At 66.6% G+C, this 11,993-nt stretch carries 12 protein-coding genes and 2 riboswitches; of the genes, 7 read left to right on the forward strand and 5 right to left on the reverse strand.

Features of this window, described 5'->3' with window-relative positions; genetic code table 11:
* Window positions 1–110: 110 nt before the first annotated feature.
* Together U4Y88_RS33025 and U4Y88_RS33030 are read right to left on the reverse strand one after the other, a co-directional pair.
* Entirely contained in the window at window positions 111–1,112 is a 1,002-nt protein-coding gene (locus tag U4Y88_RS33025; protein ID WP_321789064.1) for a helix-turn-helix domain-containing GNAT family N-acetyltransferase, read from the reverse strand.
* A gap of 106 nt (window positions 1,113–1,218) precedes the next feature.
* Entirely contained in the window at window positions 1,219–1,485 is a 267-nt protein-coding gene (locus tag U4Y88_RS33030; RefSeq protein ID WP_310630841.1) for a hypothetical protein, read from the reverse strand.
* Between the two features lie 193 nt (window positions 1,486–1,678).
* Between U4Y88_RS33030 and U4Y88_RS33035 the strand changes: the two genes are divergently transcribed.
* The 5 genes from U4Y88_RS33035 to U4Y88_RS33055 all read left to right on the forward strand — a co-directional run bounded on the left by U4Y88_RS33035 (window position 1,679) and on the right by U4Y88_RS33055 (window position 5,171).
* Window positions 1,679–1,933 (forward strand): DUF2934 domain-containing protein, encoded by a 255-nt coding sequence (locus U4Y88_RS33035; protein ID WP_224014734.1) that lies wholly within the window; start codon window positions 1,679–1,681, stop codon window positions 1,931–1,933.
* 61 nt (window positions 1,934–1,994) lie between these two features.
* A riboswitch (Fluoride riboswitch) is annotated at window positions 1,995–2,071 on the forward strand.
* Between the two features lie 89 nt (window positions 2,072–2,160).
* Window positions 2,161–2,493, forward strand: a complete 333-nt coding sequence (locus U4Y88_RS33040) for a DUF190 domain-containing protein (RefSeq protein ID WP_224014732.1) — start codon at window positions 2,161–2,163, stop codon at window positions 2,491–2,493.
* A gap of 140 nt (window positions 2,494–2,633) precedes the next feature.
* The gene (locus tag U4Y88_RS33045; RefSeq protein WP_310630843.1) at window positions 2,634–3,029 is read left to right on the forward strand and encodes a DUF190 domain-containing protein; all 396 of its coding nucleotides are present in this window, start codon (window positions 2,634–2,636) and stop codon (window positions 3,027–3,029) included.
* 83 nt (window positions 3,030–3,112) lie between these two features.
* Window positions 3,113–3,184: riboswitch (Fluoride riboswitch) on the forward strand.
* Window positions 3,185–3,263: 79 nt separating this feature from the next.
* Complete coding sequence (locus U4Y88_RS33050) at window positions 3,264–4,592, forward strand: voltage-gated chloride channel family protein (RefSeq protein ID WP_321789066.1); 1,329 nt, start codon at window positions 3,264–3,266, stop codon at window positions 4,590–4,592.
* Between the two features lie 99 nt (window positions 4,593–4,691).
* Window positions 4,692–5,171 carry a pyridoxamine 5'-phosphate oxidase family protein gene (locus U4Y88_RS33055; protein ID WP_321789068.1) on the forward strand — a complete coding sequence of 160 codons (480 nt, stop codon included), beginning with the start codon at window positions 4,692–4,694 and terminating at the stop codon, window positions 5,169–5,171.
* 33 nt (window positions 5,172–5,204) lie between these two features.
* Here U4Y88_RS33055 and U4Y88_RS33060 read toward each other — a convergent pair whose 3' ends face one another.
* The gene (locus tag U4Y88_RS33060) at window positions 5,205–6,503 is read right to left on the reverse strand and encodes a gallate dioxygenase (protein WP_321789070.1); all 1,299 of its coding nucleotides are present in this window, start codon (window positions 6,501–6,503) and stop codon (window positions 5,205–5,207) included.
* A gap of 105 nt (window positions 6,504–6,608) precedes the next feature.
* Between U4Y88_RS33060 and U4Y88_RS33065 the strand changes: the two genes are divergently transcribed.
* Window positions 6,609–7,625 carry a LysR substrate-binding domain-containing protein gene (locus tag U4Y88_RS33065; protein WP_321789072.1) on the forward strand — a complete coding sequence of 339 codons (1,017 nt, stop codon included), beginning with the start codon at window positions 6,609–6,611 and terminating at the stop codon, window positions 7,623–7,625.
* A gap of 96 nt (window positions 7,626–7,721) precedes the next feature.
* Window positions 7,722–8,009, forward strand: a complete 288-nt coding sequence (locus U4Y88_RS33070; RefSeq protein ID WP_224014720.1) for a DUF4148 domain-containing protein — start codon at window positions 7,722–7,724, stop codon at window positions 8,007–8,009.
* Between the two features lie 34 nt (window positions 8,010–8,043).
* Here U4Y88_RS33070 and U4Y88_RS33075 read toward each other — a convergent pair whose 3' ends face one another.
* Together U4Y88_RS33075 and U4Y88_RS33080 are read right to left on the reverse strand one after the other, a co-directional pair.
* Window positions 8,044–9,225 carry a porin gene (locus U4Y88_RS33075; protein ID WP_321789074.1) on the reverse strand — a complete coding sequence of 394 codons (1,182 nt, stop codon included), beginning with the start codon at window positions 9,223–9,225 and terminating at the stop codon, window positions 8,044–8,046.
* 184 nt (window positions 9,226–9,409) lie between these two features.
* Complete coding sequence (locus U4Y88_RS33080) at window positions 9,410–11,842, reverse strand: membrane-bound PQQ-dependent dehydrogenase, glucose/quinate/shikimate family (RefSeq protein ID WP_415774530.1); 2,433 nt, start codon at window positions 11,840–11,842, stop codon at window positions 9,410–9,412.
* Window positions 11,843–11,993 lie beyond the last annotated feature (151 nt).

The raw sequence follows: 11,993 nt of genomic DNA on the forward strand, positions 1-11,993 counted from the left end.
AATGCTACCGGCTCGTCGCTATGTTTGTGGTGACTTATTTTGATGCATTGATGAGTTGGGCGCATGTTAGACGTCTGTTAGACGCCTGTCACATGCAAATCAGGCGCAAATCAGCTGCCGCGCAGGTTCCGGCTGAAGCGCTGCTCCGTGACCTGCGTGCCCCACTGATCGCCCTCGGCTTCGCTGACGAGGCCGAACCCGAACGACTCGTACAGATGCCGCGCGGCGTGCAGGCCTTTGAAGGTCCACAGATACGTTTCCGTGAATCCCAGCTCGTCGACGAATTGCATCGCCTGCGTCATGAGCTGACGGCCGACGCCCGAGCCGCGCAGGCTGTCGTCGACGATGAACCAGCGCAGGTGCGCGATGCCGGTCGCCGTGTCGCCGTCGATGGCCAGCGACGCCAGCGCGCGGCCGTTTTCCACGTAGAGCCAGAGCGCCTTGCCCGTGGCGGGCAGCGCGCCCGCGAACGCGGCCAGTTCGGTCGCCACGCGTTGCTCGAAAAACGCGCCGAAGCCCCAGTGCGCCGCGTAAAACCGTGCGTGCAGGCTCGCGATATCGCCGATGCAGCCGGGCTGGTAGCCCTCGACGATGGCGCCGCCGCGCGGGGTTTCGGGCGCTTTTGTCGCGAGGCTCGAATCGGGCGTCTGGTTCGGGTTGTCCTGCGAAAGCGCGTCGGCGTAAAGCGCGAGCGAGCGCACGAGGGCGTGCTGGTCGGACGGCACCATGCGCCGCAACGCGTGCGAGACCTGATCGGTGGCGAAGCGGTCGATGCGCTTGCGCAGCGTTTCGCCCGCGGGCGTCAGGTGCAGCAGCGACGAGCGCGCGTCTTCGGTGGAGGCGGTGCGCTGCACGAAACCGGCCGCTTCGAGCCGCGCGACCTGGCGGCTCGTGTTCGACTTGTCGAGACGCAGGATCTGGCCGAGATCCTTCGCGCTGATGCCGGGCGTGGCGCCGATCTCGATCACGGCGTGGACGGCCGAGGGCGCGAGGTCGCTATCGGCGAGTGTTGTGCGCATAAAGCCCAGTTCGCGCACCAATTTCCGCGAAAAATCGCGGATTTCGAGAATCGTGCTGTCTCGGGGCGTGGCGGGAACGTCGACAAAATCCATGGTGCGGCTCGCAGTGATTGGCTGAATTGCCAATATAGTTGCGAGTCGCAACCAAATCAAGACCCATGGCCGACCGTCGATGCCCAGGACGGGCGATAGCCGTGTGTCAGCTTTCGCCCGAACGGCGCAGGCGCTTGAGCACGAGCACGCAGAGCGCGGGCAGATGGACCACGCCCATGCCCGTCGCGATGACGGCCCACGGCGGCGCGGCGGGGCCGGCCAGCATCGCGGACATCACGCCGAACGCGAGGCCGACGAGCAGCAGCACCGCATGGGCGATCACGCGTTTGCGCAGCCCGGCCGTGTAGCGTGGAAGGGTCACGTGAACCCAGGCGACGATCAGCAGGGCGACGGTGGTTACGGCGGGAAACATACGATTTTTCTACCTTCGATAAAGAGGGCGGCGAGGCGGTCGCCGCGCGGCGCATTCAATGGAGCAACGAGCGCAACAATCAACGAAAACACCCACGTATAGCGTGTTCCGCGCGATGCCGCAACGCACGCAGCCGGGCATCGGGCTTGCGATGGGAGCGAATGTCGTGCGCTTTCAACGGAGGACCACCAACATGAACGACGAACGCGAAGCACGCATCCGCCAACGCGCGTATCAGCTATGGGAAGACGACGGCGCGCCCGAGGGCAGGTCCGACGAATACTGGGGCCGCGCCGAAAAGCAGGTCGCCGCCGAATACGACGCCGAGGGCGAAGTCCCGGACATCGCCACCGATCAGGCCGGCAAGCGCCGTCACCCCGGCGTGCCGCTCCAGGAGGCGGACCTCATGCCGCCCGCCGAACTCGCTCGCGACAAGCGGCGCGGCTGATTCCGGCGTCCGCGCGCCTGCCGCCCGGCCCGCGCGCGGGCGCGGGACACGAGTGCTAGACTCGAACGCGGGAGATGGCATTCCTCCTGCGGTTTTTCCAACCGCCGGCTTTGTCCGGCTGATGATGCCTACGTGTCCTGGGCCGGGACGCCGTAGGCATGTTGCTTTGGCGTTCCGCTGCCCGGTTTGTCGAGCGCGCCAACCTCGCGCACGCGGCGGAGAGAGCCATGCAAGGCAGCCAGCTGACCATTTACATCGCGAACCAGAACCATCGCGTTCATCACCGTCCCATCGCCGACTGGATTCTCGACGAGGCCCACCAGGCCGGGATTGCCGGCGCGACCGTCGTCGCGGTCGCGGAGGGCGTCGATACGCAGGGGCGCTATCACGCGGCCCGTTTTTTCGAGCTCGCGGAGCAATCGGTGGCGATCACCGTGATCGCCGAGGATGCGCGCATCGACGCGCTGCTCGAACGCCTCGCGGGCGGCGGCGCGCGGCTTTTTTATACGCGCGCGCCGATCGAATTCGCGTCGCTGGGCGGCGGCGATACGGCGCCCTGAGTGCGCGAGTTGATATGGCATCCTGAGCATTTCGGCGACGAATTTTGGCGACGTATTGAGGTAACTTAAGCCCGCGCGCCGTTGAACTAGAATGGAAACGAATCCCCGCAGGCAGTTCCGCCACGCGGCGGAGGCACGACATGCACGGCTACCAGCTCACGTTCTATACCGAACAGAATTGCCATCACGGTCATCGCACGGTGTGCGAGTGGCTGCTGCACGAGGCGAAGCAGATGGGCATTCAGGGCGCGACCGTGATTCATTGCGCGGAGGGCACGGGTCACGCGGGTGCGCATCACGCGGCGCATCTGTTCAAGCTCGCCGATCAGCCCGTGCAGATCATTCTCGCTGTCACCGAGGACGAAGCCGGGCGCCTGCTCGATGCCGTCAAGGCCGCCAAGGTCCATGTGTTCTACACGCGCGCGCCGGTTGAGTTCGGCGTGATCGGCGCAAGCGATGCAAACGATGTAAGCGATGAGCACGCGCCGCCCGGCGAGACCAGACGCTTCGCGCTGTTCGGACGCAAGCCGCACTGAGTCCGCCGATCCAGCCGATCGCGCCGCCGCTTTTGCCGGCCTTTTGAGCAGTTGCGGCGCGCAGGCTTGTCGCATAAAATCGCCGGACGTTTGGAGATGGCATTCCTCCCGTAACCGCACCGCTTCCCGGCGGCGCTGATGATGCCTACGAGTTCCTGGGTGCAGGAGGTCGTGGGCCGTCCATGCGACGTCTCCTGTCGCCCGGGTTTGACGTCGACTCAAACCTGGATCGCAATGAAATACCTGAAGTCTCTCGAATCGTTCGCGATGGTCGTGTACCTCGCGCGCTGGCTGCTGCTTTCGTGCGTGCTCGGCGCGCTCGCGGGCACCGCATCGGCGGTTTTCCTGTTCGCTCTCGATCTCGCGACCGGCACGCGCGTCGCCCATCCGTGGCTCCTGTGGCTGCTGCCGTTCGCGGGCCTCGCGACCGGCTGGGTGTATCTGCGCTTCGGCCAGTCGGTCGAAGGCGGCAATAACCTGCTCATCGACGAAATCCACGATCCGCAAAAAATCGTGCCGAAACGCATGGGGCCGCTGGTGCTGGCGGCGACCGTCGTCACGCATCTGTTCGGCGGCTCGGCGGGGCGCGAGGGCACCGCCGTGCAGATGGGCGGCGCGCTCGCCGATCGCGTCACGCAGCTGTTCGGCCTCGGCCGCGAGGATCGCCGCGTCTTGCTGATGGGCGGCATCGCGGCGGGCTTCGCGTCGGTGTTCGGCACGCCGCTCGCGGGCGCGATTTTTGGGCTCGAAGTGCTCGCGATCGGGCGGCTGCGCTACGACGCGCTGCTGGTCTGCCTGGCGTCGGCGCTGGCGGCCGATCAGGTGTGCCGCCTCTGGGGCATCGAGCACACGGTCTATACGATTCCGTTCGTGCCGCACGCGTCGGCGGCCGGGTTAGCGTCGGCGATCGTCGCGGGCATCGCGTTCGGTCTCGTCGGCATGCTGTTCGCGGATTCGACGCACGCCTTGTCGGCCTTCGTGAAGCGCAAGATCGCCTGGGCGCCCGCGCGGCCTTTCGTGGGCGGCCTCGTCGTCGCGGTCGGGGCGACCGTGCTCGGCGTGCCGCAGTTTCTCGGCCTCGGCATTCCGACCATCGTCGAGGCGTTCCAGCAGCCGTTGCCGGTCTACGACTTCGCGGGCAAGTTCGCCTTCACGGTCGTCACGCTCGCGTCGGGTTTCAAGGGCGGCGAGGTCACGCCGCTGTTCTATATCGGCGCGACGCTCGGCAATGCGCTCGGCCACGTGCTCGCGCTGCCGATGCCGGTGCTGGCCGGGCTCGGTTTCGTCGCCGTGTTTGCGGGCGCGGCCAATACGCCGATCGCCTCGACGGTCATGGCGATCGAACTGTTCGGCGCCGATATCGGCGTGTATGCGGCGCTGGCCTGCGTGGTCGCGTATCTGTTTTCCGGGCACACGGGCATTTATCGCGCGCAACGCGTGGGGCAGGCGAAGCATCCGCTGCTGCCGGCGGGCGTGCGGCTTTCGGAGATTCCGGCGCTGCGCCGCGCGCGTCGCGCAGAGGCGCGTGCTGGGAGCGAAGCGAAAGAAACGCCGGGCGTTTGAAGCGGCGGGCGGTTTGACGGCGCGGGGTTTGACGTTACGGCAAGCGTCGCGTCAAATGGCGCGTGCAATGACGCAGGACCGTCAGCAAGGAGAGACTCGATGGACAAGCAGGAAGCGCCGCAAGCCACGAACAGGCTGCCCGACGCGTTGCGCGCGCATTTCGACGGCACGCAACTCGATGCGGCGATGGGCGAGGCGATCCGCCTCTCGACGGTCTCCGCCGAGGGCTGGCCGCATGGCGCGCAACTGAGCGTCGGCGAGATTCTGGCGGTGGACGCGAGCGAGTTGCTGATCGCGATCTGGCCGCAGTCGAACACCACGGCCAATCTGCGGCGCGACGGCCGCCTGACGCTCTCGCTGGTCCACGACGGCGCGATGCTGGAAATACGCGGCGAGGCGCGCGAACTCGCCGATCCGCCGCTCGATCTCGCGGTGTTTCGCGTGCGCCTCGTTTCGGTGGACGTGCATCGCGCGAAATACGCGGACGTGCTCAACGGCGTGACGTATCGGCTTCACGAACCCGAGAGCGTGCTCGCGCGCTGGCGCGCGCAGATCGCCGCGCTGCGCTCGATCGTCTGAGCGCGGCGCAGCGGGCGGCAGCCGGTCAGCGGTTTAGTCCTGCTTGTCCGCCCCGGTCCACGAATCGGCTTCCTTCGTGTCGCCGGCCACCGAATACAGCACCTGCGTGTTGCGCGTCTTGAGGAAATCCTCGAGCGCTTCGCCGCGCATGGCCGCGTAAATGTGCAGATTCGAGGTGCCGACCACCGCGCCGAGCTTCTCCAGCATGAAGAAGATCACGCCGAAGTGAATCAGCCCGCGCCAGTCGCGGCGGCGCACCAGATCGCGCTCTTCCTCGCTCAGACCGGCGGCCTCGAAGGTGCTTTCAGGATCGTCGAGGAAGGCGCGGCGATGCGATTCGTCGATCAGCTCGTGCAGATACTTGTTGAGCCGATACGCCTTCACGCTCGTCGCCAGATCGAACGGATAGGTGCCCGTGAGCTTCTGCGCGCCGTCGAGCTGCCGCGCCATGTGCGCGCGATGGCGCGCCTGCGCCTCGCCGGGCAGCGCCGCCGCCGTGTTTTCGAGCACGAGCGTACCGATGCCCGTCATCGACGGCAGGTAGTAGCCGCTGTGCACCTTCTTCACGTTGGCCGCGAGCGCGCCGCGCATGATCAGCCACATGATGACTTCCGCGCCTTCGAGCCCGCCCAGTTCGGCGTACTCGGCGTGCGTCAGTTCCGCGAGCGCCTCGGGGTCGTTCGCGATGGCGTCCATGAACTGATGGTCCCACGGCACGTTGTTGAAGCCCGCGCGCTCGCCGTGGACCTGGTGCGAGAGACCGCCCGTCGCCATCACGACCACGCGCAGATCCTCGGGATAGCTTTCGACCGCGCGGCGCAGCGCCTGGCCGAGCCGGAAGCAGCGCCGCGCGCTCGGAATCGGGAATTGCAGCACGCCGACCTGAAGCGGCACGACGCGCACGGGCCAGCCTTGGGCGTCGTGGTCGAGCAGCGCCGACATCGGCGAGAAGAAACCGTGGTCGAGCGGCTTGTCCTGGAAGAACGCCATGTCGAACTCGTCGGCCACGAGGCTGCGGGCGATGTGCTGCGCGAGCCGCGTGTCGCCGCCGATGGCGGGCAGGGCGCGCGCGCCGCCGCCTTCGTCCGCGACTTCGTAGCGGTCGCCGATGCCGAGTGCGAACGCCGAATAGTGATCGAAGAAGAACGAGGTGACGTGGTCGTTGTAGACGTAGACGATGACGTCCGGCTTCTGCTCGCGCAGCCAGCGCTTGACCGGCTCGAAGGTCGCGAAGATGGGCGCCCAGGCCGGGTCGTCCTGTTTGTGCGCGTCGAGCGCGAAACCAATGGTGGGCGTATGCGAAACGGCGATGCCGCCGACGATCGTGGCCATGAGTCTCCTCCTGCTGGCGGTTTCTTTGGGTGAATGCGCCGACTCTAAACTTGCGCGCAGGTTATGTAAATTGACTTTCAGCGCGAGTTTCCATAACCTGAGGTGATGGATTTCGACGAGACATTCGACCCCGACTGCGCGCCCGGCACGCCTGCCGCGACGCGTGCGCTGATTGCCGCGCGGCTGCGTCTGCGGCACCTGAACTGCATCGTGGCGATCGCCCAGGAGCGCACGCTCGCGCGCGCCGCCGCGCGTCTGAATCTGAGTCAGCCCGCGGTGTCCAAGACGCTCGCGGAGCTGGAGCAGTGGGCGGGCGCGCGGCTCGTCGAGCGGGGCCGCAACGGCGCGGCGCTCACGGCGGCGGGCGAGCATTTTCTGCGTTATGCGCTCGATGTGCGGCGCGCCGTGGAGGCGTCGGCGTCGGCGCTCACGCGCGAGGATCTGGCGCGCGCGCAAACCGTGCGGCTCGGCGCGCTGCCCACGGTCGAGGCCGCTGTTTTACCGCCCGCGATCCTGCGTGTGCAGGCCGTCATGCCGCATCTGGGCGTGAAGATCCATTCCGGGTCGAACACCGAATTGCTGCACGCGCTGAAGGCAGGCGAGATCGACCTGATGATCGGGCGCATGGCCGAGCCCGCGTCGATGCAGGGCGTCTCGTTCGAATATCTCTATACGGAGTCGCTGGCGATGGCGGCGCGCGCCGGGCATCCGCTCGCGCGGACGGGCGCGGCGCCCGCGCTGGAGGACGCGCTCGCGTATCCGCTCGTGATCGCGGGTGAGCAGACCGCGCCGCGCCATCACACCGAGGCGTTTTTCGAGTCGCGCGGGTTGGCCTTGCCGCCGGGCTGTATCGAGACGCAGTCGGCGGCCGTGGCGCGCGCGGTGGTGCAGGCGTCGGACGCCGTGTGGATCGTGCCGCTGCGCGTGGTCGAACAGGATTTGGCGTCGGGCGCGCTGGCGCGCATCGAGGTGCCCGCGCCGCATGGCGTGGAGCCGGTCGGCATGCTGCGGCGTACGACCGTGCCGCTTTCGGAAGCGGCCCTCGCGTTCATGGAGGCGCTGCGCGAAGACGCGGGGAAGGGCGCGGTAAAGGGCGCCAGGAAAGGCGGCGGGAAAGACTAAAAGAAATTACATCTGGCGGATAGCGTTCGGGTAGCGCGCATCGCTTAATCTGCGTGCATTCCATCACGGAGCCGCGATGCTCATGCGGATAAGCCCATGCGACGTCTCTCCCGAATCCTGGTCGCGCTGATTGCGACGTGCTGCAGTGTGTCCGCCTTTGCCGCGCCGCGTTTGACGCCGCAGCAGTGCGCGGATTATCCGTTCAAGCCGGTCGCCGCCGGCAAGGTCACGCATAAGCAACTGATGCGCGAACTCGGCGAACTGGAGGCCCGGGGTTACGAACCGGGCTCCGATGACGCCATCTATCCGAGCGATCTGCAAGCCGCCGAAAAGCAGCTGCATATCGATTACCGCGCGCAATGCCGTCCGGCCCGCGGGACCTGACGGCTTGCTCGTCACGCATTGCGCGTGACGGCGTTTAGAACGCGATCGCCACGCCGAACATCGCCACGAACTGATTCCCGGTCGACGAGGGCGTCGTGTTCTGCGAGTCGCCGACTGCCGCCTGCGCGTCGATGATGTCGCCCGCGCCGTTCGCGCCGAGCGTCTTGCCCGAGGCGTGCTGGTACGCCTGGATCGTGTAGAGCGTGGTGCGCTTCGAGAGGTGATACAGCTCGCGCAGCGAAATCTGCTGATAGCGCGCCGCGTCGTGAATGCCGTTCGCCGCCGATGCGCGCGTGTAGCTGTAGCCGCCCGACACTTCGAACGGCGTGCTCACGCGATAGCTGACGAGCGCGCCGTAGGTGTTGAACACGGCGGTGTCGGTGAACATCGAATGCGAACCGGGGCGATAGAGCACGTTCGAGTAGTTCACGCCGAACAGCAGGTTGCCGACCGTGTACGTCGCCAGCGCCGCGAAGTGCTGCACCGCGCGCGCCGAGAGATAGCCCTGGTTCACGACCGAATGCGGGAAGGTCGCGCTCGCGGACGTATCGAAACCGCCCGTGTATTCGCTCGTGTTTTCCATCCGCAGATAACCGGCCGCGACCGACAGCGAGCCGCCGTCGTAGCGCAGCGCCGCGCTGATCAGGTTGCCGCTCTGCATGCTGCCGGGCTGGCCGCCGAAGCCGTACTGCACGCTGCCGCGCACGCCCGCAATGGTCGGCGAGGTATAGGTGACCGAACTGTTCGCGCGGATGTCCGTGTCGAAGCCGTCGATGTCGCCGGGGTGCGCGCCCGTCGCGCCGGTCAGGTAGGTGACCGGGCCGAGCGTGCCCGCGAGCAGGTAATACGGCGTGTACTGGCGGCCCATCGTGAGCGTGCCGAGATGGCTGTCCTGCAGGCCGACGAACGCGTAGCGATTGAACGCGAGGCCCGCCGACTGCTGCGCGCCGGTGCCCGGATCGAAGCCTTCCTGCAGATCGAAAATCGCATTGAGCGTCGAGCTGAGCGCCTCGGAACCCTTGAAGCCGAACTTCGAGGCGTAGAGGTTGCCGTTACGCATATAGACGTTCGAATGACCGCCCTGGTTGTTCGCGTAGGAGATGGCTTCGTCGACGTTGCCGTACAGCGTCAGGCTGCTTTGCGCATGCGCCGTTTGCGACAGCATCGCCGCGCACATCAGGAGCGAGCCGCTCCAGAAAAGGTGTTCTGTTTTCATGACTATGGTCGCGAAGTTTGCGATACCGCTGTCTTCGTCGTGTTTTTGAGGGTGTCTTCACGCGCAAGCCCCCGCCGGTCCGGTCGACGGCGGGGGCTCGCTATTTCATTTTGAACCGAGTGGTTAAAAGCAGGGCGGCAAGTCTCACTGACGCCCCGCTTCGATGTCCGGCTCGCGGCTCAGCTTAGTGGCTGTCCGGCAGTGCGTAGGCGATCACATAATCGCCGCGATCCGGCGACTGGCGTGCGCCGCCCGCCGAGATCACGATGTACTGCTTGCCGTCGATCGTGTAGCTCATCGGCGTGCCCTGGCTGCCCACCGGCAGACGCGCCTTCCAGACTTCCTTGCCGGTCGAGCTGTCGAACGCGCGCAGGTAGTAGTCCTGCGTCGCCGCGAAGAACACCAGACCGCCGCCCGTCGTCAGCGAACCGCCGATGGTCGGCATGCCGATCGGCGTGGGCATGTGCATCTGCACGCCATACAGACGCGTGTCCTTGACCGTGCCGAGCGGCACTTGCCACGCGACGCTGCGCGTCTTCAGGTCGACGGCCGTGAGGCTGCCGAACGGCGGCTTCTGGCACGGAATGCCCAGCGGCGAGAAGAAGCGGTCCTTGGTGACCGAGTACGGCGTGCCGCCGAGCGGCACCGCGCCCATGCCCGCGTTGACGGCTTCGTTACCGTCCGAGGGGCCGCCGCGCTGCTTTTCCTTCACGAGGTGCACCCAGAGGCCGAGGCGCATGTCGTTCACGTAGATCATGCCGGCGTTCGGGTCATACGACAGACCGCCCCAGTTCATGCCGCCGAGCGAGCCCGGGAAGCTGAGCGCGTAGTCGGTGTCCGGCGCGGTGAACAGGCCGTCGTAGCGCATGCCGCGGAACGTGATGCGGCACATCAGCTGGTCGATCGGCGTGACGCCCCACATGTCGGCGTCCTTGAGCACTTCGGCGCCGATCTGCGGCATGCCCACGGAGAGCGGCTGCGTCTTCGAGTACGGCTCGTTCGGGATCGTCGCCGGCTTGACCGGATGCTCGACGACCTTCGTCAGCGGCTTGCCGGTCGCGCGGTCGAGCACGAACAGCTGGCCCATCTTGGTGCCGACGATCAGCGCCGGAACCTTCTTGCCGTCTTCCATCGGGAAGTCGATCAGCGTCGGCTGCATCGGCACGTCGTAGTCCCAGAGGTCGTGGTGGACGGTCTGGAAGTGCCACTTTTCTGCGCCGGTGCTGGCGTCGAGCGCGAGGATCGAGCCGCCGTACTTCTCGTCGAGCGCGGTGCGCTTGACGCCCCACAGGTCGATCGCCGCGTTGCCGACCGGCATGTAGACGGTGTTCGAGGTCGCGTCGTAGGTCATCGGCGCCCACACGTTCGGCGTCGAACGCGTGAAGGTCTTGCCCGTGGCCGGTGCGGCGTGGTCTTCCGGCTGACCCGGATCGAACGCCCACTTCATCTTGCCCGTCATGACGTCGAAGCCGCGGATCACGCCGCCCGGCATGTCGAGCGAGACGTTGTCGGCCACGCGGCCGCCCACGACCACGGTCGTGCCCGCGACGGTCGGCGCCGAGGTGAGCTGGTACAGCGGGCTCTTGGCCTTGCCCAGACCCGCCTTCAGGTCGATGATGCCGTGATCGCCGAAGTCGTCGCAGAGCTTGCCGGTGTCGGCGTCGAGCGCGACGAGCTTGGCGTCGATCGTGTTCATATAGATGCGGCGGCGGCACACGGCCGGATCGCCCGAAGCGGCGATCGGCGTGACCGGCGTCGAGCCGGCGACCGTCGGCTGCACCAGCGGCAGGCTCGCGTCGAAATACGCGAGACCGCGGCAGCGCACCCAGACCGTGGTCTTGGTCGGGAATTCATGGCGCCACTTTTCGGTGCCGTTGGCGGCGTTCACCGCGATCACCGTGTTATGCGGCGAGCACAGGAACAGCGTCTTGCCGACCTGCAGCGGCGTTTCCTGGTCTTCCGAGCCGCCGCCGTCCGGGCTGAGCGGCGTGTCGCCGGTGTGGAAGGTCCACGCGACCTGGAGGTCCTTGACGTTGTCGCGCGTGATCTGCGTGTAGCCCGCGAAGCGGTCGCCGCCGTCCGAGTGGCCGTACGCGGTCCAGTCGCCCTTGCCCGCAGTGCCCGCGACCGGCGCGGTTTCCACGCCGAACTTGCCGTGCGGCACGAACATGCCCCAGACGAAGCCGCCGTTTACGACCAGCAGCAGGGCCGCGATGCCCCAGGCCGCGCCGCGCGCCGGCGACTTGCCTTCGCCCTTGCGCAGCACCGGCCAGATCGGCGCGAGCAGCATGCCGATCATCGAGAACATGAAGACGCGCGTGTTGAGCGGCCAGAAGTCGAAGCCGACTTCCCACAGCGCCCACAGCACGGTGGCGATCAGCATGACGAGGTAAATCGGGAACGCGCTGGCGCGGCGGCGCGCGAGCTGGACGCCCGTTGCGCAGAGCGCGAGGCCGGCGAGCAGGTAATACCAGCTGCCGCCGCGCGCGATCAGCATGCCGCCGCCGATCGTGAAATACAGGCCGAGCACCAGCCCGACGAGGCCCGCGAGGGTCAAGCCCACGCGCACCGCTTTGCACATCTTTTGTTTATCTGAATCTGAAGGTTGCTTCGACATCGCTCTTTCTCGTTGTGACGCTCAAGTTCATCCGCGCCAGGCTTCGCAAGGTCCGACGTCATTGAGGGACAAAGCGTCGCACCGACTTCTAGATTAACTACTTGGTACATTTTATTGCTAAAATCGAAATCTTGCCGGGAAACGCGCAGGG

It is taken from the genome of Paraburkholderia sp. J94, assembly GCF_905220285.1.
In the GTDB taxonomy this organism is placed as follows: Bacteria; Pseudomonadota; Gammaproteobacteria; order Burkholderiales; family Burkholderiaceae; genus Paraburkholderia; species Paraburkholderia tropica_A.